The sequence below is a fragment of the Kitasatospora sp. NPDC058492 genome, from assembly GCF_042720685.1.
Lineage (GTDB): Bacteria > Actinomycetota > Actinomycetes > Streptomycetales > Streptomycetaceae > Kitasatospora.
Genome location: NZ_JBHXMU010000012.1, coordinates 1 through 21,426, shown reverse-complemented (window position 1 = coordinate 21,426; position 21,426 = coordinate 1). Strand labels below are relative to the sequence as shown.

Annotated in this window: 21 protein-coding genes and 2 pseudogenes; 13 read left to right on the top strand and 10 right to left on the bottom strand. The window is 71.2% G+C overall.

Annotated features, from left to right (window positions below; all coding sequences use genetic code 11):
* Positions 1-101: 101 nt before the first annotated feature.
* From gcl to ACFWPI_RS10880, 3 genes are all read left to right on the top strand, one after another.
* Entirely contained in the window at positions 102-1,883 is a 1,782-nt protein-coding gene (gene gcl, locus ACFWPI_RS10890; protein WP_380379027.1) for a glyoxylate carboligase, read from the top strand.
* Positions 1,884-2,018: 135 nt separating this feature from the next.
* Positions 2,019-2,483 carry a pyridoxamine 5'-phosphate oxidase family protein gene (locus ACFWPI_RS10885; RefSeq protein ID WP_380379025.1) on the top strand — a complete coding sequence of 155 codons (465 nt, stop codon included), beginning with the start codon at positions 2,019-2,021 and terminating at the stop codon, positions 2,481-2,483.
* A gap of 83 nt (positions 2,484-2,566) precedes the next feature.
* Positions 2,567-3,055, top strand: coding sequence for a glutathione peroxidase (locus ACFWPI_RS10880; protein ID WP_363372928.1), 489 nt, complete (start codon positions 2,567-2,569; stop codon positions 3,053-3,055).
* A 210-nt stretch (positions 3,056-3,265) separates the two neighbouring features.
* Here ACFWPI_RS10880 and ACFWPI_RS10875 read toward each other — a convergent pair.
* The 6 genes and pseudogenes from ACFWPI_RS10875 to ACFWPI_RS10850 form a co-directional block, all read right to left on the bottom strand.
* Positions 3,266-3,640 (bottom strand): annotated as a pseudogene (locus tag ACFWPI_RS10875) (GNAT family N-acetyltransferase); the annotation flags it as partial.
* Positions 3,637-4,233 (bottom strand): hypothetical protein, encoded by a 597-nt coding sequence (locus ACFWPI_RS10870; RefSeq protein ID WP_380379023.1) that lies wholly within the window; start codon positions 4,231-4,233, stop codon positions 3,637-3,639. The pseudogene ACFWPI_RS10875 and the gene ACFWPI_RS10870, both read right to left, overlap by 4 nt.
* Before the next feature lie 220 nt (positions 4,234-4,453).
* On the bottom strand, positions 4,454-5,350 hold the full coding sequence (locus ACFWPI_RS10865) for an aldo/keto reductase (protein WP_380379021.1): 897 nt from the start codon (positions 5,348-5,350) through the stop codon (positions 4,454-4,456).
* Positions 5,347-6,519 (bottom strand): cupin domain-containing protein, encoded by a 1,173-nt coding sequence (locus ACFWPI_RS10860; protein ID WP_380379019.1) that lies wholly within the window; start codon positions 6,517-6,519, stop codon positions 5,347-5,349. The genes ACFWPI_RS10865 and ACFWPI_RS10860 overlap by 4 nt, the downstream gene beginning before the upstream one ends.
* Before the next feature lie 13 nt (positions 6,520-6,532).
* Positions 6,533-6,673 carry a hypothetical protein gene (locus tag ACFWPI_RS10855; protein ID WP_380379017.1) on the bottom strand — a complete coding sequence of 47 codons (141 nt, stop codon included), beginning with the start codon at positions 6,671-6,673 and terminating at the stop codon, positions 6,533-6,535.
* A gap of 181 nt (positions 6,674-6,854) precedes the next feature.
* Positions 6,855-7,349, bottom strand: a complete 495-nt coding sequence (locus tag ACFWPI_RS10850) for an ATP-binding protein (RefSeq protein WP_380379016.1) — start codon at positions 7,347-7,349, stop codon at positions 6,855-6,857.
* A gap of 203 nt (positions 7,350-7,552) precedes the next feature.
* Between ACFWPI_RS10850 and ACFWPI_RS10845 the strand changes: the two are divergent.
* The 3 genes and pseudogenes from ACFWPI_RS10845 to ACFWPI_RS10835 all read left to right on the top strand — a co-directional run.
* Positions 7,553-7,735: pseudogene (locus ACFWPI_RS10845) on the top strand (helix-turn-helix transcriptional regulator); the annotation flags it as partial.
* Between the two features lie 126 nt (positions 7,736-7,861).
* Complete coding sequence (locus tag ACFWPI_RS10840) at positions 7,862-8,866, top strand: XRE family transcriptional regulator (RefSeq protein WP_380424747.1); 1,005 nt, start codon at positions 7,862-7,864, stop codon at positions 8,864-8,866.
* Positions 8,863-9,681, top strand: coding sequence for a class I SAM-dependent methyltransferase (locus ACFWPI_RS10835; protein WP_380379012.1), 819 nt, complete (start codon positions 8,863-8,865; stop codon positions 9,679-9,681). The genes ACFWPI_RS10840 and ACFWPI_RS10835 overlap by 4 nt, the downstream gene beginning before the upstream one ends.
* A 642-nt stretch (positions 9,682-10,323) precedes the next feature.
* Here ACFWPI_RS10835 and ACFWPI_RS10830 read toward each other — a convergent pair.
* From ACFWPI_RS10830 to ACFWPI_RS10820, 3 genes are all read right to left on the bottom strand, one after another.
* Positions 10,324-11,154, bottom strand: a complete 831-nt coding sequence (locus ACFWPI_RS10830) for a glycosyltransferase family 2 protein (RefSeq protein ID WP_380379034.1) — start codon at positions 11,152-11,154, stop codon at positions 10,324-10,326.
* 387 nt (positions 11,155-11,541) lie between these two features.
* Entirely contained in the window at positions 11,542-11,667 is a 126-nt protein-coding gene (locus tag ACFWPI_RS10825; protein ID WP_380379010.1) for a hypothetical protein, read from the bottom strand.
* Between the two features lie 161 nt (positions 11,668-11,828).
* Positions 11,829-12,749: a LysR family transcriptional regulator gene (locus ACFWPI_RS10820; protein ID WP_380379008.1), complete on the bottom strand. Its 921-nt coding sequence runs from the start codon at positions 12,747-12,749 to the stop codon at positions 11,829-11,831.
* Between the two features lie 96 nt (positions 12,750-12,845).
* On the opposite strand from ACFWPI_RS10820, the gene ACFWPI_RS10815 reads away from it, so the two are divergent.
* The 4 genes from ACFWPI_RS10815 to ACFWPI_RS10800 all read left to right on the top strand — a co-directional run bounded on the left by ACFWPI_RS10815 (position 12,846) and on the right by ACFWPI_RS10800 (position 16,866).
* Positions 12,846-13,550 (top strand): succinate dehydrogenase cytochrome b subunit, encoded by a 705-nt coding sequence (locus ACFWPI_RS10815; protein ID WP_380379007.1) that lies wholly within the window; start codon positions 12,846-12,848, stop codon positions 13,548-13,550.
* Entirely contained in the window at positions 13,547-15,490 is a 1,944-nt protein-coding gene (locus ACFWPI_RS10810; RefSeq protein WP_063346104.1) for a fumarate reductase/succinate dehydrogenase flavoprotein subunit, read from the top strand. Before ACFWPI_RS10815 ends, ACFWPI_RS10810 begins: the two co-directional genes overlap by 4 nt.
* Complete coding sequence (locus ACFWPI_RS10805) at positions 15,487-16,224, top strand: succinate dehydrogenase/fumarate reductase iron-sulfur subunit (protein ID WP_363372913.1); 738 nt, start codon at positions 15,487-15,489, stop codon at positions 16,222-16,224. Before ACFWPI_RS10810 ends, ACFWPI_RS10805 begins: the two co-directional genes overlap by 4 nt.
* Before the next feature lie 339 nt (positions 16,225-16,563).
* A complete protein-coding gene (locus ACFWPI_RS10800; protein ID WP_380379004.1) occupies positions 16,564-16,866 on the top strand; it encodes a hypothetical protein in 303 nt (100 codons plus the stop codon).
* Between the two features lie 48 nt (positions 16,867-16,914).
* On the opposite strand, the gene ACFWPI_RS10795 is transcribed toward ACFWPI_RS10800, so the two are convergent.
* A complete protein-coding gene (locus ACFWPI_RS10795) occupies positions 16,915-17,853 on the bottom strand; it encodes a DUF2797 domain-containing protein (RefSeq protein WP_380379003.1) in 939 nt (312 codons plus the stop codon).
* Between the two features lie 88 nt (positions 17,854-17,941).
* Here ACFWPI_RS10795 and ACFWPI_RS10790 point away from each other — a divergent pair, with 88 nt between their 5' ends.
* The 3 genes from ACFWPI_RS10790 to ACFWPI_RS10780 form a co-directional block, all read left to right on the top strand.
* On the top strand, positions 17,942-18,613 hold the full coding sequence (locus ACFWPI_RS10790; protein WP_380379001.1) for a maleylpyruvate isomerase N-terminal domain-containing protein: 672 nt from the start codon (positions 17,942-17,944) through the stop codon (positions 18,611-18,613).
* 136 nt (positions 18,614-18,749) lie between these two features.
* On the top strand, positions 18,750-20,894 hold the full coding sequence (locus tag ACFWPI_RS10785; protein WP_159398312.1) for a restriction endonuclease: 2,145 nt from the start codon (positions 18,750-18,752) through the stop codon (positions 20,892-20,894).
* Between the two features lie 194 nt (positions 20,895-21,088).
* On the top strand, positions 21,089-21,426 hold a 338-nt coding region (locus ACFWPI_RS10780; RefSeq protein WP_380378999.1), incomplete at its 3' end, for an ABC transporter ATP-binding protein.

Genomic DNA, 21,426 nt, shown 5'->3' with positions numbered 1-21,426 from the left:
CAGCCGTACCGTATTTCCACATACAGAAACCGTTCTTCCGTATGGTGGAATTCTGGAGATGAGCCCTCCGACCCACTGCGGGCCGACGCAGGAGAGACCCGATGCCTCGTATGACAGCCGCCCGCGCGGCCGTGGAGATCCTCAAGCTCGAAGGCGTTGAGGTCGCGTTCGGCGTGCCGGGCGCAGCCATCAACCCCTTCTACGCCGCGCTCAAGGCCTCCGGCGGGATCAGGCACACGCTGGCCCGGCACGTCGAGGGCGCCTCCCACATGGCCGAGGGCTACACCCGCGCCAAAGCCGGCAACATCGGCGTCTGCATCGGCACCTCGGGCCCGGCCGGCACCGACATGATCACCGGCCTGTACTCGGCGATCGCCGACTCCGTCCCGATCCTGTGCATCACCGGCCAGGCCCCCGTCGCCCGCCTGCACAAGGAGGACTTCCAGGCCGTCGACATCGCCTCGATCGCCAAGCCCGTCACCAAGGCCGCCACCACCGTGCTGGAGGCCGCACAGGTCCCCGGCGTGTTCCAGCAGGCCTTCCACCTGATGCGCTCCGGCCGTCCGGGCCCGGTCCTGATCGACCTGCCGATCGACGTCCAGCTGACCGAGATCGACTTCGACCCCGAGGCCTACCAGCCGCTCCCCGTCTACAAGCCGGCCGCCAACCGGATCCAGATCGAGAAGGCCCTCGCGCTGCTCCAGGCGTCCGAGCGCCCGCTGATCGTCGCCGGCGGCGGAGTCATCAACGCCGACGCCGCCGAGCTGCTGCGGGAGTTCGCCGAGCTGACCGGCGTCCCCGTGGTCCCGACCCTGATGGGCTGGGGCATCGTCCCCGACGACCACGAGCTGAACGCCGGCATGGTCGGCCTGCAGACCTCGCACCGCTACGGGAACGAGAACTTCCTCGCCTCCGACTTCGTCCTGGGCATCGGCAACCGCTGGGCCAACCGCCACACCGGCGGCCTGGACGTCTACACCGCGGGCCGCACCTTCGTCCACGTCGACGTCGAGCCCACCCAGATCGGCAGGATCTTCGCCCCCGACCTCGGCATCGCCTCCGACGCCAAGGCCGCACTGGAGCTCTTCCTCCAGGTCGCCCAGGAGCTCAAGGCCGCCGGGCGGCTCAAGGACCGCAGCGCGTGGGCCGCCGCCACCCAGGACCGCAAGGCCCGGCTCCAGCGCCGCACCCACTTCGACGACGTGCCGCTCAAGCCGCAGCGCGTCTACGAGGAGATGAACAAGGCGTTCGGCCCGGACACCCGCTACGTCACCACCATCGGCCTCTCCCAGATCGCCGGCGCGCAGCTGCTGCACGTCTACCGGCCGCGGCACTGGATCAACTGCGGCCAGGCCGGCCCGCTCGGCTGGACCATCCCGGCCGCGCTCGGCGTCGCCACCGCCGACCCCGAGGGCCAGGTCGTCGCGCTCTCCGGCGACTACGACTTCCAGTTCATGGTCGAGGAGCTGGCCGTCGGCGCCCAGCACCGCATCCCGTACGTCCACGTGCTCGTGAACAACGCGTACCTGGGCCTGATCCGCCAGGCGCAGCGCACCTTCGACATCGACTTCCAGGTCAAGCTGGAGTTCGAGAACATCAACGCGCCGGAGCTGGGCGTCTACGGCGTGGACCACGTCCGGGTCGCCGAGGGCCTGGGCTGCAAGGCGATCCGGGTCACCGAGCCCGAGGGCCTGCTGCCGGCCTTCGAGGAGGCCAAGAAGCTGGCCGCCGAGTTCCGCGTCCCGGTCGTCGTCGAGGCGATCCTGGAGCGGGTCACCAACATCTCGATGGCCGCCGCCGACATCGACAAGGTCAACGAGTGGGAGGAGATCGCCACCCTCCCCGAACACGCGCCGACCGCCGTCAAGCCACTGGCGCTCTGAGCCCGCCGTGGGCCACTCGGGGCAGGCGCCGTGCTGCGCCCGCCCCGAGTGGCCCGGAGGCGTAGCGGGTACAAACCGGAAGACGCTCGCGCCCGACCACCGTGCGCGGGCCCGGAGCCCCCGGGAGCGCACACCATGCCCTTCACCATGGACAGGGCCGAGCGCGAGCGGTTCCTCGCCGCACCGCACGTCGGCGTGCTGGCCGTCGACTCCGGCACCGGACCGGACCGGGGACCGCTGGCCGTACCGGTCTGGTACTCCTACGTCCCGGGCGGCCTGCTCACCGTCATCACCGGCCGCGACTCCGTCAAGGCCCGACGGATCCGGGCCGCCGGGCGGTTCACCCTCTGTGCCCAGCACGAGCAGCACCCGGCCGCGTACGTGAGCGTCGAGGGCCCGGTGGTGGCGATCGAGGACCGGCTCGACCCGCACGAGTGGGCCGCCCTCGCCAACCGCTACCTGCCACCCGAGGCCGCGCGCGACTACCTCGCCTCCGCCCGGGAACAGTTGGCCGCCGACATCACGCTCCGGATGCGCCCCGAGCACTGGTCGAGCGCCGACTTCTCCGCCTTCGGGACCGATCTGCCGGAAGACCGGTAGGTCGGGCCCGGTCCAGGTGGTCGCGGCCACTACGGTGGCTCGGCGAGACTCCGTTCCACACACCTGCCGAAAGGACCACCCCCGTGAGCCTGTACGACATCCCGCTGCGCACCCTCACCGGCGAGCCCACCTCGCTGGCCGAGTACAAGGGCAAGGCGCTGCTGATCGTCAACGTCGCCTCCAAGTGCGGCCTGACCCCGCAGTACACCGGCCTGGAGAAGCTCCAGCAGCGGTACGCCGCGCGCGGGTTCACCGTGCTGGGCTTCCCCTGCAACCAGTTCGCCGGGCAGGAGCCGGGCAGCGCCGAGGAGATCCAGACCTTCTGCTCCACCACCTACGGCGTCACCTTCCCGCTGTTCGAGAAGATCGACGTCAACGGCGACGACCGGCACCCGCTGTACCGGCAGCTGACCCAGGTCGCCGACGCCGAGGGCGAAACCGGTGACGTCAGCTGGAACTTCGAGAAGTTCCTGGTCTCCCCCGACGGCACCGTGGCCGCCCGCCTGCGGCCGCGCGTCGAGCCGGAGTCGGCCGAACTGACCGCCGCGATCGAGGCCGTCCTGCCGGCCTGATCCACCCACCGACGGACCGGCCCCGGGCACCCGCCCGGGGCCGGTCCGTTGTTCCGTTCCCGGCCCGGCCGGCATCACCCACTGGCGCTGCTGATCCCAGCCCTCCATCGGTGTCCACTCGTGCTCCAGGATCGAGTAGGTGATCGAGTCACGCCAGGCGCCGTGGACGAAGACGTGATCGCGGATCCGCCCGTCCTCAGTCATGCCCGCTCGCAGTAGGGTGCGTGCGGAGGCCTCATTGAGCGGGGATCGGGCTGCCCAAATGCGGTGCATTCCCAGGACGTCGAAGCCGAGCGCGCACAGCAGATGGACGGTCGCCGTGCCGAGGCCCTTGCCCCACTCGGCGGGATGGAGGGCGAAGCCGACGGTGGCGGCCTGCTGCGGCTCGGTGGCCAATCGGGCGTAGCCGATCAGTCGATGCTCACCGAGGTGGGTGACAACAAGGCCGTACTCGGTCCTCGGGCCGTCCTTCGCCGTCATCCTTACCCCGGTCCTCGCCCCTTGGGGCGGAGCACATTGGCGCGTTGGATATCCCAAGGGCTGCCCAACGCGCCACCCTCGACCGGGGGGTCGAGGGCCAGTCATCTGGTGATCGCAGAGAGCCGCCTTCGCAAGGGCTCCTCCAGGTCGAGGTTGTCGCCTCGAGTAATGGTCTGCAGCAGTTCAGTGATGACGACAAGTTCGGCAAACTGCCCGGCTGGCGTGTCGAGGATGTGGGCGAGTCGGTGACGGACCTGGGCGGCGGTGTCCGGCACGAGGACGCTGTACGAGTACAACAGTGCCGCGTCGTACCCGGCAGGCGCGACGCCCCAGCCTTCCCAGTCGAGGACGGTGAGGGTCGGGCCCGTGAGGTTGGCCCAGTGCAGGTCACCGTGGGCCGTCGTCCAGGCAGGCACCCTGGTGTCGATCGGGATGCCCAAGTACTGGGGCATGGCGCGGTCCAGGTATTCCTGCCGGACCGCCACCCGGTCGCTGGGGACGGCGGCGATGGCGTCGAGGGCGGTGCTGAGCCCGTCCCACCAGGTGTGGTCCAGGTCAGGTGTTTCCCGGAGGATCGGCTCGTGGGTGGCGATGGTGGAGGCGGTGATCTTGTCGTACAGCTCCGCCAGGTAGCCGTGCTCGCCCTCGGTCCAGGTACGCCGCTCCCGCAGGCGTGGCCTGGGTACCGCAGAAGGCATGAGCCGTTCTGCCTCCTGCGGTCCCTCCCAGAGTTTTCCGCCGGCCTTGTCGGCCGGAGCGGACACCATGCGGAGCCAGCCCTCGCCGGACGCCGTGGCAACCGGGCGGCTGAGGGTGCGTCCGCGCCAGCCCCACGCTTCGCGGGAGCCGATCGGCCTCGCGTTGAAAACGGTTGCTGCTACGGCGTGCATCTCACGCATCCGCCTGGCGGTGTCCGGCTCAGGTTCCGAGTACATCAACGACCCTTCGGAGTACGTCCGGAGACAACGGCGGTCGGCCGACAGCTTCGACGGCCCCCATCCAGTGTTCCGGGTTCCCCGTCGACAGGAGTACACGCTTCACCCCTGGGGCTGAAGCAACGACGGCGAGGGCGGTCTCGACACTGGTCTTGCCCGGGGCGATCAGCTCGGACAGTTCAGGAGTGGCCAGGCCCGGGATCTCCCCGCCGTGGAGCGGGGCGGAGGCGAACACCTCCAGTCCCGCATCCAGGGCATCGGCCAACGGGCCGTGTCCGTCGAGAGCCTGAGCGATGGGCACGAGGTGGACGAGGGAGACCGGGAGCTGGATGGCCCACAGGTGATGATTCGGCCCGCCGGCCTTGATCGCGAGTTCGATCAGCATGGGTACTTCGAAGAGGCCACTGCTGAAGCCGCGCCAGGTCGCCACACCATAGGCGCTGATGATCTGTTGGCTGCACGCCTCCTCCAGAGCCAGGAAGGCGTTGTAGAGCCGGCCGGTGATCTCGCCGTCCGGGCAGGCGTGCTCGGGGTTGTGGACGAACACCAGGTCGGGTACCCGGCTGAGCATGAGCTTGGAGCGCGCGAGCTGCCAGGCGATGTAGTCCGGGGTGAGGCAGTACCCGCGCTGGGCGTCCGCCGCGGACAGGGCACCGGCTCGTACCCCGATGTGCCTGGTGCCGGCCGGGACGAAGCCCACCTTCGTGGAGACGCACAGATTCGGGTAGGCAGCCAGAGCCACTGCGAGCGACGCCTCCGCCCGGCCGCCTGCGTAGTTGGGCGCCGTGTCCACCCAGTCGGCACCTCGGGAGGCGGCCATCAACGCTGCCTCGGCCACATCGAGGCAACGGTAGGTGCCGAGGCCCAGCCGGGCGGTCATCGTAGGCCTCCGATCGCGGCGGCCTGGCCGTCGACCAGCTCCGTCACGACACCGGCCGCCTGTCCGAGAGCAACGCCCGCGGCCTGCGCGAGATCGGCCAGCCGGTGAGGTTCCCCATCGGCGAGGAGCGCGAGCATCGGCTCGGCCCTGGCGGCAAACGTCCACTCCTCGCCGCCAGCGGTCAACCGGACGGTGTCGTCGGGCAGAGCCCTGAGCACGGGCCGCGTGGTGACCAGGCGTACCTGCAGGGCCGCCGTGATGTGGGGCAGCGACGGCGCGAGCCGGGCTCGCTCGGTGGCGTCGCGAGCGGAGGAGAAGCGGGCGATCAGGTCGTCGCTCTCCAGCTCGGTCGCGATGAGCTTGCCGATTGTGTCGAGGAAGGCGCGCTGCTCCTCGGCGGCCCCGAAGCGCGGGACGTCCGCCCGGACGGTCTCGTGGGCACGCAGCATCTCCGACAGCCAGGTGATCAAGTCGGCACCCGTCGTGCTCTGCAGCCCGCACGTGACGTGCAGCGAGTGCTGGCCCTCGGAGGCGGCGACGGCGTGCCACCAGCCCCGAGGCAGATAGAGCACATCGCCAGCGGTGAGAACCAGATCAGCGACGGGCTCTTCGGGCGGCGGCTCGGGCGTCTCGACGTCACGGTGCATCGGCACCGTGCGGGTGGGACCGTAGATGCGCCAGCGCTTCGCGCCGTCGAGCTGGACGACGACCACGTCGTGATCGTCCCAGTGGACGCCGAAGCCCTCGATCCCGGTCCAGGAGGCGTACAGGTTGACCTGCACGCCGGTTCGCAGCCGGCGCTCAAGCTGGCTGGCCAGAGCACCGATGCCGGGGTGAAGTTCCTCGACAGCATCCAGGACCAGCGTGGCACCCGCGGCGAGCCTCTTGTGCAGCTCGGAGGGCTGGAGCTGGTACCAGACGGTGCTCCGCCGGGTGGTGATCGGCCGGGAGTGCGTGTGCGCGGGCACCTGCTCCCCGTTGGCGGCGAGGCGGAAGCGAGGCGGTTCGAACCGGTGGTGGGTCAGGATGGTGTTGAGGTCATCCCAACTCATGAGTCCGGCGAGCGACGCGGATTCGCCGCGTGCGACCTTGAAGCTGCGGCCGAGCGTCTGGGCGAGGAAGTCATCCCCGCCCAGACGCTCAACCACCGAGAAGTGCTCGGCGGTCATCGTGATACAGCCGTCAGTCGTTGGTGTCGGTTCGGCCGGTGGAGCCGCCGTCCGACGGCTGCTCGCCACGCGAGCGGGCCGCGGCGACCTTTGCACGGGCGACCAGCAGGCCGTCGCCCTCCGGCTCGGTGCTGGTCGTCAGGTTCTCGAGCATGAAGCACTCCTTCAGGATCATGGGGCGGGCCGACTGCTCAGCCCCCGTCGTTGGTGCAGCGATGGATCCGTTGCCAGGACAAGCCGCTGGCAAGGAACCTCAGGTGCTTGTGCCGCACGGCTGTTGACCAGCGCGGCCACCTGCATCCCCCCAACCCGCGTCAGGGCGGGAGGAAGTTTTGTCATGCACTGGTCGGGATGACGTCCCGTGCCTTCGGGGCCGCGGCCCTCACCAGCGTGGTGAGTCGCTCGTCGCCCGAGACGGCAGTGGTGGTGCCGACTTCGAACCAGATCCGCTTGCCGGCGGGGTCCGGGTCGGCGCCCCAGTTCGTCGCGAGCGCTGCCACCAGGAACAGCCCTCGCCCGTCGGTGGCATCGAGATCGATCCCGCCGATAGCCGGCAGTTCGTGGCCGACATCCGTCACTTCGACGCGCAACCGTTCACCGTCCCAGGACACGCACACGACGCACGGGGCGTGAGTGTGGGACACGGCGTTGGTGATCAGCTCGCTGGACAGCAACTCGACATCGCGGAGCGCGTCCTCCGCCAGCGGCAGGCCCCAACCGCGCACGGTCCGTATCACCCGCCGCCGTGCGTCCGGCACGGCCTTGACACTGGGCAGCACGCGAAAGCCGAACGGGGCGGGGGCAGTGGCCTGCCGGGTGGCGACGGACATGAGCGCGGACCTTTCACCGGGACGAGGTCGGCAGCGGGCCGATTCGCGCCGGGATTCACCCGGCAGGTATCTACGGAACCGCCTCCAACGCCGGTGAACCAGAGCAGAATTGAGGCGGCAACGAGACATCCGTGCTGCAAACCCGGGCATGACCTGGCCTGTTACGGCTGCAGACGAACTGACGTACCTCTGGAGGACGCGGGATGGCATCCAGGAGGTCCCGGCTGATCCAGCGCAGGGAGGCGGTCGGCCACACCCAGGAATCCCTGGCTGAAGCTCTCGATGTGGACCGTACGACCGTGGGGCGATGGGAGAGCGGCAGGGGTGCCCCACAGCCCTGGATGCGGCCGAAGCTCGCCCGCGTCCTGAAACTCTCGGTCGACCAGTTGGCCGACCTGCTGACAGCACCCCCGGCAGCCGCCGAAGCAGTTCCACCGCCCAGCAGCGGCGGCGAGGCTTCGCCTCCTGTGCCTGCCCAGCGCACGGAACGCCACAACGATCTCGTAATGGCCGTGGCAGCCGACTCGGCAGAGTCCGCACTCTTCCTCCGCTTCGCGAGCGCCTCCAACGTGGACGACACGCTGCTCGAACAGATCGACGCGGACATCGCGAGGCTGGCAGGGGACTACGTGAGCAAGCCGGTATCCGAGCTCTTCCACGACATCGGAGCCCTCCGGCGAGGAGTGTTCGACTTACTCCGAGGCCGCCAACACCCCTACCAGACAAGCCATCTCTACCTGCAGTCCGGACGCCTCTGTGGCCTGGCCACCCATGTCGCCCTCGACCTCGGCCAGTACACGGCCGCAGCTACGCATTCGCGAACGGCCTGGCGCTGCGCGGAGTCAGCCGGCCACAACGGTCTCCGGGCCTGGATCCGATCCGTCCAGTCCCTGATCGCCTACTGGCAGCAGGACCACCGCCAGGCCGCCGAGCTGGCCAGAGCCGGACTGCCGTACGCGGACAGCGGGACGATCGCAGCCCGCCTGCTCAGCCTCGAAGCACGGGCCACCGCCGCGCTCGGCGACAGCGCGAGCGCGCTACGAGCCGTGGAAGCGGCCGCGGCGGCGCGGAGCGCAGTAGCCGCCGTGGATCTTCCCGGCGTATTTACGTTTCCCGAGGCCAAGCAGTGGACCTACGCCGGCACCGCCCTCCTGGCCTTGGGCAGCCAGCGTCACGTGAACCGCGCCATCGAGGCGTCCTCCCAGGCCATCGCCCTGTACGAGTCTGCACCGCAGCAGGAACAGTCCTCCGGCGACCTGCTGGCTGCCCGCCTCGACCTCGCCAACGCCCACCTTGCCCACGGTGACCTCGACGGTCTGCAAGAGAAGCTCTCGGTGGTGCTGGGCGCCGCACCGGACCGGCGAACAGCGAGCATCTCCAGCCGCCTTCGGGCGCTGAGCACTCGTCTCGCCGAGCCCGCCTACGCAGGCTCCCCGATCGTCCTGAGCCTCCGTGAGAATGTCAGAGAAGCCTGCTCTCGACCCGCACTCACGAATCCCCCGGAGCTGCCACAGTGACGAGCAACACCGCACAGCAGGACGCCGCTGTCGCCGACAAGTCCATCCTCGCGAACAGCGCCTACGCCGACGGGCGCCATCTGGCCGCCCGCCAGTCCATCTACCGGTGGCAGCAGCCGCAGTACGACCTGCCCGGGATCGTCCTCGAAGAGCTGGCCGACACAAGCGGGATCGTCCTCGACGTCGGCTGCGGCAACGGCAAGTTCGTCAGTCGCCTGCACAAGGACCGTCCGGACCTTCAGGTCATCGGGATGGACATCTCGACGGGCATCCTCGCCGAAGTTGAGAAGCCGGTTCTGGTGGCCGACGCCCAGTTCCTGCCCTTCGCCGACAATAGCGCCGACGCCTTGTTGGCCCTACACATGCTGTACCACGTCAGCGATATCGAGGCCACGATCAAGGAACTGGCCCGCGTCCTCCGACCTGGCGGTGTGCTCATCGCCTCGACCAACAGCGACACCGATAAACAGGAGTTGGACCGGCTCTGGGCCCGGGCCGCAGGCGACATCCTCGGGATCCCCGAGGGGCCTGCGCGGGTCTCCCTCAGCTCCCGCTTCTCCCTGGAGAAGGCCCCCGGCTACCTCGGGACAGCGTTCAAGGACATCCGGGTGCGGGAACTACCTGGCACCATCAAGATCACTGATCCTGCGCCGATCGTTTCCCACCTCGCCTCCTACGAAGCGTGGGCTGACCAATGCGGCGTCCCTTTCCGCGAGACGGTCAGTCGGGCAGCAGAGATCGCTGCCGCCGCCATCAAGACAGAAGGCTCATTCAAGATCACGTGCCTCGGTGGCATTCTGACCTGCAGGCGGTAAGACGGCCAAGCGAGGTGGTCGCTGCCTAAAATGACAAGGTGATTTCCTCACGCCATCATGACTGCTCTGACTCATCCGGCCTCCTCCAGGGCGGAAAGAGCAGTCATTCATATGCCTTCTTTGTGTCTCGGATGAAATTAGGATGATTGCCGCTGTGCAGCTCTATCCACGCGGTTCCCGCATCCATCTTTCCAATCTCGGCGCAGAGACTTCCAAGTGGCCCCGCCTACTGGCTCGATAATGTGAGCCAGTCCAGATCTGCTGACCGCAGCCGCTGTGGCGTCGGCCTATGACGATGTGTTACATGGCGTCGGCCTGCTGCGTACTTGCTAGACAGAAGGCGGTCCCCGGCCTTCACCTCCAGCTTGCTCCCCTCGGCCATGCCCCCTTCTCCCGGTCGACACGGCGTCTACTCGCATTGGTCATTTCATGACGAACCTTCACGTTGTGCCATTCAAGAAGAAGAGCCGCCACCGTCGTCGCCCGCCTGCGGCCGCGCGTCGAGCCGGAGTCGGCCGAACTGACCGCCGCGATCGAGGCCGTCCTGCCGGCCTGATCCCCCCGCCGACGGACCGGCCCCGGGCACCCGCCCCGGGCCGGTCCGTCGTTTCCCGGGAAGTGGATGCACCAGGCGGCTGCGGCCTAGATGATCGGGGGCCGGCCGAGCCGGGTCATGGTCCACACCGTGCGCCAGCGCATCGGCTTGCGCCGACCGCACGGTGTGCGCCAGCCCTCGGCGAAGCCCGAGAACCAGGCCTTCAACCCGGTGGCGTTCCTGGTGCGGGCGACCGTGAGCGCGACCCACACGCCGAGGTAGACCGGCACCAGCAGCGCGGGCAGGTGGCGGCGCGCGAGGTACACGCGGTTGCGGGCGTTCACCCGGTAGAAGAACGCGTGGCGGGTCGGGCTGGTCCGCGGGTGCTGCAGCAGCAGCTCCGGTGCGTACAGCACCCGCCAGTCCGCGTCGATTGCCCGCCAGGCCATGTCGGTCTCCTCGTGCGCGAAGAAGAACGCGTCCGGCCAGTCCCCGACCTGCCGCAGCATCTTCGTCGACAGACCATGGCCGCCGCCGAGGAAGCTGGTCACCTCGCCACCGCGCATCGGATCGCCGGCCCGCAGTCGGGGAACGTGGCGGCGCTGGGTAAGCCCGGTCTCGTCGGCGATCCGGAAGGACACGATGCCCAGCCCGGGGTCCGCCTCGTACAGCGCCTCGATCCTCGCGAACACGTCGTCGGCGACGAGCAGGCCGTCGTCGTCCAGGTCGATCACCACGTCCACGTCGCGCAGGTGCTCCAGCGCTACGTTCCGGCCACCGGTCACCCCGAGGTTCTCGGCCAGCTCGACGCCCTCCACCCACGGCGGCAGCTCCGGCAACGGGCAGCCCTGGGCGACCACCACCGTCCGCGCCGGCCTCACGGTCTGCACCTCCACCGAGGCCAGCAGCTCGGCCAGTTCCTTCGGCCGCGTGCCCATGGTCAGGACTGCCACGCCCAGCTTGACGCCCACCGAAACTCATCCCTTCGAGGAAGCACACATGACCCGACGAACGCACCGCTCGGGCGCCGCGTCGCTCAGGGAACTCGCCGAGAGGCGGATGCTTCCGAACCACCAGATCATGGACCAGCCCACACTGAACCGGATCGCCGGGATGCGGCCCGAGGTCTTCGCCGCGCCGCCCACCCTGCCACACTCGCCACTCATGTCGGTACCGGACGTCACCTGGTACTACCTCTGCGAACTGCGAAAACGCACCAGAAGGGGGCCCTGTCGGCGACCGACAGGGCCCCTCTCATCGCTGCGCAGCACCCCGTTCCGGAACGGGCGGAGATCAGCCCGTACCGAAGCGTGGGCGAGGGCGTATCACTCGCCGTCAGTGCCTACCGGGACCTGGTCCTCCCGGATAATGACGTGCTCCTCACCGTCGACCGTGATTTCAGTGCCTGCGTACGTGCCAGACGGAGTCTTGTCCTTGCTGTCCTCAGCCATGTCTCCTCCTTCAGTTCGACACGTTGTCGACCCGCACCGATCCTGCCATGACTGACAGTCACCGGGCTGTCAGCTTGACAGATCGGAGTGAGCCCTGTCGATGCCGACTGGTCGACAGCATTCGCAACCTGATGGAACGTCAGAATTTTGAGAATTCCACGTCACAGCAACAGGCGTGTCCCCGGCGGGAGTTCACCGGAACCGGCAGCATGGTGCAGATGCGCCAGCAGGGTCGTGCGCAGGGCCTCCGCGGCGCGGGTCAGCGGCACCTCGTGGCCGTGTGCGACGGCGATGGTGCGGCCCAGGCCCGGGGCGGCGAAGGGTGTGACGGACAGTCCCGAGCGGGCCGCGACCATTCCGGGGACGACCGCGGGGCCGAGTCCGGCCCGGACGAAGCCGAGGACGGCGTCCATCTCGCCGCCCTCCACCGCGAACTCCGGCTCGAAGCCGGCCGCCCGGCAGGCCGCCAGGGTCGCCTCCCGGACGTCGTAGCCCTCCCGGAACATCACCAGCGGGCGCCCCCGCAGCTCCGCCACCCGCGCCTTGCGCCGGGTCTGCCGCTCGGCGGAGACCAGCACCAGTTCCTCGTGCAGCAGCTCGGTGACGGCCGGCGCCGGTGCGGCCTCCCCGCTCGGCGGGGTGATGATCAGCGCGAGGTCCAGCTCCCCCGCCGCCAGCGAGCGGACCAGGTCGCGCGAGCCGCCTTCCCGGACCGCCAGCGCCACCCCCGGGTGGCGGTCCCGGAACACCCGCAGCACGTCCGGCACCAGGCTGGTGCACAGGCTCGGCGGCGCGCCGAGCCGGACCCGGCCGCGGCGCAGCTGGACCGTCTCCTGGACGGCCAGCCGGGCGCTCTCGGTGTCCGCGAGGATGCGCCGGGCCAGTGGCAGCAGCGCCTCCCCGGCGTCGGTCAGGGCGATGTTGCCCCGGGTGCGGTGGAACAGTTCGGCGCCCAACTCCCTTTCCAGTGACCGGATCTGCTGGGAGAGCGAGGGCTGGGCGACGTGTGTCGCCTCGGCGGCCCGCGTGAAGTGGCGGGTCTCGGCGACGGCCAGGAAGTAGCGGAGTTGCTGGAGCTGCACCCGACCAGGATAGGCCGCATCGATAGGCCCCGGCTATCGTCACGAGCTGCAGCATGTCTTGGACGCACCCTGGTGGCCGTCCCTACCGTTGCAGCCATGACAACCGCGACTCGGACGGCCCGGCATCCGTCCACCCTGGCGACGCTCTGGCGGTCGACCGTCGGCAAGAAGGCGGTCATGGCCGTCACCGGACTGGCCATGCTGCTCTACCTGGTCGCGCACATGCTGGGCAACCTCAAGGTGTTCGCCGGCCCGGACGACATCAACGGCTACGCGGCCTGGCTGCGCACCATCGGACAGCCGTTCCTGGGCCACGAGTGGTTCCTGTGGATCGCCCGCTTCGGCCTGCTGGCCGCCGTCGTGCTGCACGGCGTCTCGGCCTACCAGCTCAGCCGCCGCGATCTCGCCGCCCGGCCGAGCAAGTACGTCCACAAGCGTCGCCGGGCGAGCTACGCGACCCGGACCATGCGCTGGGGCGGGGTGATCCTGGCACTGTTCATCGTCTGGCACATCCTCGACCTGACCACGCTCACCGTGAACCCCGCCGCCGAGCACGGCCGCCCGTACCAGAACATCGTGGCCTCCTTCGGCCAGTGGTACAGCTGCGTGATCTACATCGTCGCGATGCTCGCCGTCGGCCTGCACATCCGGCACGGCTTCTGGAGCGCCGCGCAGACCCTCGGTGCCAACAACGCCCGCCGGGACCGGGTGCTCAAGCTGACCGCCAACGGCCTGGCGCTCGTGCTGACCGTCGGCTTCCTGTCCGTCCCCGTGGCCGTGATGTTCGGAGTCGTCAAATGAGCTACCTGGACTACACCGTCGGCGAGCCCGTCGCCGACACCAAGGCCCCCGCCGGGCCGATCGAACAGCGCTGGGACCAGCGGCGGTTCGAGGCCAAGCTGGTCAACCCGGCCAACCGGCGCAAGCACACCGTGATCGTGGTCGGCACCGGCCTGGCCGGCGGCGCGGCCGGCGCCACGCTGGCCGAACAGGGCTACCACGTCGTCCAGTTCTGCTTCCAGGACTCCCCGAGGCGGGCTCACTCGATCGCCGCCCAGGGCGGCATCAACGCGGCGAAGAACTACCGCAACGACGGCGACTCGGTCCGCCGGCTGTTCTACGACACCGTCAAGGGCGGCGACTTCCGCGCCCGCGAGTCCAACGTGCACCGGCTCGCCCAGGTGTCGGTCGAGATCATCGACCAGTGCGTCGCCCAGGGCGTCCCGTTCGCCCGCGAGTACGGCGGCCTGCTGGACACCCGTTCCTTCGGCGGCGTGCAGGTCTCCCGCACCTTCTACGCGCGCGGCCAGACCGGCCAGCAGCTGCTGCTCGGCGCCTACCAGGCGCTGTCCCGGCAGATCGCCGCCGGGAACGTGGAGATGCACCCGCGCACCGAGATGCTCGACCTGCTGGTCGTCGACGGCCGGGCGCGCGGCGTCGTCGCCCGCGACCTCGTCACCGGTGCGATCAGCACCCACACCGCCGACGCCGTGGTCCTCGCCAGCGGCGGCTACGGCAACGTCTTCTACCTCTCCACCAACGCCAAGAACTCCAACGCCACCGCGATCTGGCGGGCCCACCGGCGCGGCGCCCACTTCGCCAACCCGTGCTTCACCCAGATCCACCCCACCTGCATCCCGCGCTCCGGCGACCACCAGTCCAAGCTCACCCTGATGAGCGAGTCGCTGCGCAACGACGGCCGGATCTGGGTGCCCAAGGCGCAGGGCGACACCCGGCCGCCGGCCGAGATCCCCGAGGACGAGCGGGACTACTACCTGGAGCGGATCTACCCGGCCTTCGGCAACCTGGTGCCGCGCGACATCGCCTCCCGGGCCGCCAAGAACGTCTGCGACGAGGGCCGCGGCGTCGGCCCCGGCGGGCAGGGCGTCTACCTGGACTTCGCCGACGCCATCCGCCGGCTGGGCCGGGACGCCGTCGCCGCCAAGTACGGCAACCTGTTCGACATGTACGAGCGGATCACCGCCGAGGACCCGTACCGGGTGCCGATGCGGATCTACCCCGCGATCCACTACACGATGGGCGGACTCTGGGTCGACTACGACCTGCAGACCACCGTCCCCGGCCTGTTCGCCGTCGGGGAGGCCAACTTCTCCGACCACGGCGCCAACCGGCTCGGCGCCAGCGCGCTCATGCAGGGCCTCGCCGACGGCTACTTCGTCCTGCCGCCCACCCTGAACGACTACCTGGCCCGCAACCCGCTGCCCGCCGTCCCCGCCGACCACCCGGCGGTCACCGAGGCCGAGGCCGAGGTCGAGGACCGGCTGAACCTCATCCTCGCGGTCGACGGCGACCGCACCCCCGACTCCTTCCACCGCGAACTCGGCGAACTCCTCTGGGACGAGTGCGGGATGGCCCGCGACGAGGCCGGACTGCGCCGGGCCCTGGCGCGGATCCCGCAGCTGCGCGAGGAGTTCTGGCGCCGGATCAAGGTGCCCGGCACCGGGCAGGAGCTCAACCAGTCGCTGGAGAAGGCCAACCGGCTCGTCGACTACTTCGAGCTCGCCGAACTCATGTGCCTGGACGCCCTGCACCGCGCCGAGTCCTGCGGCGGCCACTTCCGCACCGAGAGCCAGACGCCCGACGGCGAGGCCGCCCGGCGCGACGAGGAGTACGGCTACGCCGCCGCCTGGGAGTTCACCGGCACCGGCGCCGCCCCCGTCCTCCACCGCGAGGCCCTCGACTTCGCGTACGTCCACCCCACCCAGCGGAGCTACGCATGAACCTCACCCTGCGCATCTGGCGCCAGCCGGGCCCGGACGCCCCCGGGTCGATGACGACCTACCAGGTCGGCGGCATCAGCCCCGACATGTCCTTCCTGGAGATGCTCGACAGCCTCAACGAGGAGCTGATCACCAGCGGGGACCAGCCCGTGGCCTTCGACCACGACTGCCGCGAGGGCATCTGCGGCGCCTGCGGCATGGTCATCAACGGCCAGGCCCACGGCCCCGAGCGGACCACCACCTGCCAGCTGCACATGCGGCACTTCCGGGACGGCGACACCATCGACGTCGAGCCGTGGCGGGCGGCGGCCTTCCCGGTGGTCAAGGACCTGGTGGTGGACCGCTCCGCCTTCGACCGGATCATCGGCTCCGGCGGCTACATCTCCGCCCCCACCGGCAGCGCCCCCGACGCGCACGCCACGCCCGTCCCCAAGGAGGCCGCCGACACCGCCTTCGAACACGCCGAGTGCATCGGCTGCGGCGCCTGCGTGGCGGCCTGCCCGAACGGCTCGGCGATGCTGTTCACCTCCGCCAAGGTGGTCCACCTCAACGTGCTCCCCCAGGGCGCGCCGGAGCGCGCCTCCCGGGTGCGGGACATGGTCACGGCCATGGACGCCGAGGGCTTCGGCGGCTGCACCAACACCGGCGAGTGCGCCACCGCCTGCCCCAAGGGCATCCCGCTGCCCAGCATCGCCGCGATGAACCGCGAGTTCCTGCGGGCCGCGCGCGGTTGACGGGCCGCTCCGACCGGCCCCGTGCCCCGGCCCCGCGCCCCCGGGTGCGGGGCCGACGGCGCGCAGTGGGGCGTGTGGGGCATTCGCACGCTCCCCCGAGGGGTGGTGGATCGTCAGGTCCCGCGCCCGCGCCCGGGAATTCGCGCTACCGTGGTCCTCCGCTACGGAAGGACGGCATATGCCCGAGGTTCAGTCCTGTTCCGGTTGCGGCGGGTCCGGGGGGACCCAGAAGACCGAAGCCACGGTCGAACGGGACGAGGAAGGGAGCATGGTGCCGAGGATCCACACCTTCTGGTCGCCCTGCGGTCGGTGCCACGGATCCGGGACGGTGATCGCCGGATGAGGCTGGTCTTCGAGTGTGTCGAGTGCGGCGGACACTACCTGCCGCCCGAGAGCATGGCGTACCCGGACGGGCCCGCCTCCCCGATCTGGTGCTCGCACTGCCAGGCGGCCAAACGGTCCGCCGGCGTCCAGGAGGACCCGCTGCTCACCCGCGTGGCCCTGGCCGCCGCCCGGGCCGCACTCGCCCGGCGCACCGCCGAGGGCGAGCCCGCCGCGCGCGCCGACGTCCGCCCGTCCCGGCCGCCGCTGTCCCGCCGGGCCCGCTCCGGCCCGGGCGGGGTGCGCAGCAAGCTGGGCTGAGCCCTCAGCCCCCGGGCTCGCGGGGAACCACCCCAGCCCGGATTCACTCTAGAAGAGCGCCTCCTGGGTGTCCGGCTCCGGCGGGCGGACCCGCTCCTCCAGGGCCACCCCGGACGTCGGACGGCCGGAGACGGGCGCGAGCGTCCAGCCGGTGAGCAGCCGGGTGTCCAGCAGCAGCGGCCCCGAGCCGTCGGCCTGGTCCAGGAACAGGTGGCGGCCCACCGGCGGCCGCAGGGTGCCCGCGATCACCGCCCCGTCGGCCAGGCCGCCGACCTGCCGGTACGCCTCCGGTGCGCCGTCGGACAGCCCGAACCGCGCCACGTGGTCGACCACCGGGCGCTCGGCGAGCAGCTCCAGCGCGTGGCCGGCCAGCAGGCGGTGCGCCTGGGCCCGGGCCTCGGCCAGCACGGCCCGGCGGTACGGCTCGTCGCCGTGCGCCCACCAGTGCTCGGTCTTCAGCCTGGCCTTGAACCGCTCGCGGGCCAACCCGGAGGCGGCGACGGTGAGTTCGGCGCGCCGGATGGCCGGCAGTCCGCCCCGGGCGGTGAACGCGTAGGCCAGCGCGCCCTGTTCGAGCAGTCGGCTGTCGCCGCGCTGTTCGGCCGTCAGGCCGACCTTCAGCAGGCCGTCGCCGAACCAGGCGAGGTAGAGCAGGTAGGTCCGGCCGTCGTCGAGGATCTGGTCCCGGGCGAGGGCCAGGCCCCGGTCGACGCTCTGGCAGGCCGGGCACTGCACGGCGGCGCCGTCCGGCGCGATCACCGCGTGGTGCGGGCACGGGGTGCGCTCCGTCGCCCCGGCCAGCCAGGCGCCGGTGCAGCGGCGCGGCCCGCCCAGCAGCCAGCCGACCTCCGCGCCGGGCGTGACGGCCCGCTCGTGCGTCTGGCCGCCGCGCACGGCGCCGAGCAGGGCGCGGCCCTCGTGCCAGCTCAGCCCGGTGGAGACCCAGCCGGCGGGCCGGTCCGGGTGGTGCTGCGGTGCGATCGTCACGGGCATCCCTCCCTCTCGAACCAGTGCAGAGTACCCGCCACCCCTGACAGTGCTCCCGTGACAGTGCCCCCTGCTAGCCTCCGCGACCATGACGCCCGAGCCCGCCGCCCAGTCCCCCGTCACCGCCGACGACCTCGCGCTCGTCCTCCGGCTCGCCGCCGCCACCCTGCGCGCGGCGCCCGCGGACGCCGACTGGTCCCGGCCCGCCGGGACGGTCACCTGGGACTGCTGGACCACCGTCGAGCACCTCGCCGACGACCTGCTCGCCTACGCCGCCCAGCTCGGCCCGGCCGCCCCGCCGCGCGAGCGGTACGTCCCCTTCGCCACCGAGCGCCGCTTCCCCGGCGGGCCGAACAACTTCGTCCGCGCCGACCGCGCGAGCGGGCCCGACGGGCTGGTCGAGGTGCTGGAGGCGAGCGGCGGGCTGATGGTCGCGATCGCCCGCGCCGCCGCGCCCGAGGTCCGCGCCTACCACCCGTGGGGTGTCGCCGACCCGGCCGGGTTCGTCGCGATGAGCCTGGTCGAGACACTGGTGCACCTGCACGACGTCGCCCAGGGCCTCTGCCTGCCCTGGGACCCCCCGGCCGACCTCTGCCGCCGCGTCCTGGCCCGCCTCTTCCCCGACGTCCCCGTCACCGCCGCCGACGCCCCCTGGCCGACCCTTCTGTGGGCCACCGGCCGCGCCCCGCTGCCCGGCCGGCCGCTGCGCACCGACTGGCGCTGGCACGCCCGGCCCGGGGACGCGCCCCAGGTGCACTGACCGGTGCAGTGCAGCCGTGCTGCTCGCGGGGCTTGGCCCGGTGGGGTGTTCACGTTCTATTGTTGCGGGCGCGGTTGGCGGCGCGGCCGGGAGGCGTGCGGCGCGACCGGTCCGGCGTGCAATGAAGGGGTGGACGGTGGCGGGGCGGCGGAACGACGGAGTGCTGGCGATCTGGGCGGAGGCGCAGCGACAGCAGCAGCGCCGGGAGGAGGCCCGCTGGCGTGCCGAGGCGGCGCAGCAGCGCCGGCTGGAGCGCGAGCAGCGGGATGAGCAGCGGGCGACAGCCCGCAACGAGCGGGAGGCACAGCGGGCCTACCAGCAGTCCCGGGAGGCGGAGGCGGCCCGACTGACGGCCGAACTGGAAGCCCGGGTCGAGGAGTTGCGCGGGTTGCTGGCCGCCGGGCTGGCGGCTCCGGCGTTCGGCCCGCAGGCGCTGCTGGCGCCGCGCCCGGTGCCGCCGTTCGACCCGGGCCCGCTGGGCCGGCCGGTGGAGCTGCCCGATCAGGGCGGCCCGAAGTACCACGTGCCGCCGCCGGACCAGGTGCAGGCGCGCAATCCGGGGGTGCGGCGGCAGTACGAGCAGTACCTGGCGCAGGCCCGGGCCCGGTTCGAGCAGGACTGGTACGCCGCCCAGGCGCAGGAGGCCGACCGGCAGCGCCGGCTGGCCGCGTACCACCAGGAGTACCTGGCCTGGGCGGCGCAGTGCCGCCGCCAGGACGAGGACCGCGCCGCCCGTACCGAGGAGTTGCTGCGGCGGCTGCGCGCGGGCGAGCCGGAGGCGGTGCAGGAGTACTTCACCGCCGGCCTGTACGCCTCGGCGGCCTGGCCGGAGGGCTTCCCGCACCGCCTGGTGGCGGCCTGGGAGGCGTCGACCCGGCAGCTGGTGGTGAACTGGGAGCTGCCCGGCCCGGACGTGGTGCCGGCCGCCGGCCGGGTCCGGTACGTGAAGACGGACGACCGCGAGGCGGAGGTGGCCCGCCCGGCGACGGAGCGCAAGGCGCTGTACCGGGAGGTGCTGGCGCAGTCGGCGCTGCGGCTGGCGGCGGAGCTGTTCCGGGCGGACCGGGACGGGATGCTGGACTCGGTGGTGCTGAACGGCTTCGTCCTGGGCATCGACCCGGCGACCGGCCGGGAGGCGGAGCGCTTCCTCGCCACCCTGACCGCCTCCCGGGCCGAGTTCGCCGGGCTGGCGCTGGACCGGGTGGCGCCGGTGGACTGCTTCCAGGGCCTGGGCGGCAAGCTGTCGGCGCGCCCGGAGCGGCTGGACGAGGTGCGGCCGGACCGGCTGCCGGAGACGGTCGGCGGGAGCCTGGCCGGGCACGGCGGCGACGACGACCCGGACCTGTTCGAGATGGACCCGATCGAGTTCGAGGAGCTGATCGCCGAGCTGTTCCGGCTGCGCGGCTTCCGGGTGATGACCACGGCCCGCAGCGGCGACGTCGGGGTGGACGTGGTCGCCGAGGACCTGGACCCGGTGACCGGCGGCAAGATCGTGATCCAGGCCAAGCGCTACCGCAAGACGGTGTCCCCGACGGCCGTGCGCGACCTGGAGTCGACCGTCCGGCACCACGGGGCTAACAAGGGCATCCTGGTGACCACCGCCGGCTTCGGCCGCGGCTCGTACAGCTACATCGAGGGGAAGCCGCTGACGCTGGTCAGCGGGCCGGAGCTGGTGGAGCTGCTGGCCGAGCAGGGGCTGCGGGGGCGGCTCGGCGGCGGCTCCGCGGAACAGGAGAAGCCCGCACCGGCGGCCGCGCCGACGGACCGTCACAGCAGCCTGACGGTCAGCTGGCAGAGCCGGACGGCCGGCGGCGACGCGGTGGAGCTGGACGTCACCGCGTTCCTGTGCGCCGCCGGGCGGGTACTGAGCGACGAGCACTTCGTGTTCTTCAACAACCCGCAGGACCCGGACGGCGCCGTGCGGCTGCACCCGACCCACTCGGTGCCGGGCGAGCCGGCCCGGGCGGTCCGGCTGACCCTGGACCTGGAGCGGCTGGCGGCCACGGTGGACGAGGTGGTGGTCGCCGTCTCCACCGAGGAGGAGGAGCCGCGGGCCCTGCCGCTCGGCTACGTGCACGGTGTCGCCCTGGCGGCGACGTACGGTCCGGGCGCGGCCGGTCCGGCGGAGTGGGCGGCCGGCACCGGCGGCGTGCCGGACAGCGCGATGCTCATGGGTTCGTTCCAGCGTGCGGGCGGCGGTTGGCAGTTCAGCCCGTCGGGCCGCTCGGTGACGAACGGTCTGCTCGGGCTGGCGGGCGCGTTCGGCGTCGCGGTGGAGTAGCACCGGGACCATCGTCCGCAGCACAGGGACCATGGTCCTCAGGGATCGGTGTCATACCTGAGGATGAGAAGACCCCCGCCGAGCCGCCGAGACGGCGGGGGTCGCCCCTCCTCGGGACATACGCATCGCGCTCGAACGGATTGGGAGGATGGAACGGAACCCGATTGTCCGTTCCCGCCCTCAGGAGCACCCCCGTGACGACCCCCGCAACCGCCGTCCGTACCGGCCTGGCGGCCGCCCGCGCCACCGGCCTCAACAAGGTCTACGGGGACGGGGAGACCCGCGTCGTGGCCCTCGACAACGTCAGCGTCGACTTCCCGCAGGGCCAGTACACCGCCATCATGGGCCCCTCCGGCTCCGGCAAGTCCACCCTCATGCACTGCATGGCCGGCCTCGACACCATCAGCTCCGGCTCCACCACCATCGGCGACACCGAACTCGTCGGCCTCAAGGACAAGCAGCTCACCCAGATCCGCCGCGACCACATCGGCTTCATCTTCCAGGCCTTCAACCTGCTCCCCACCCTGACCGC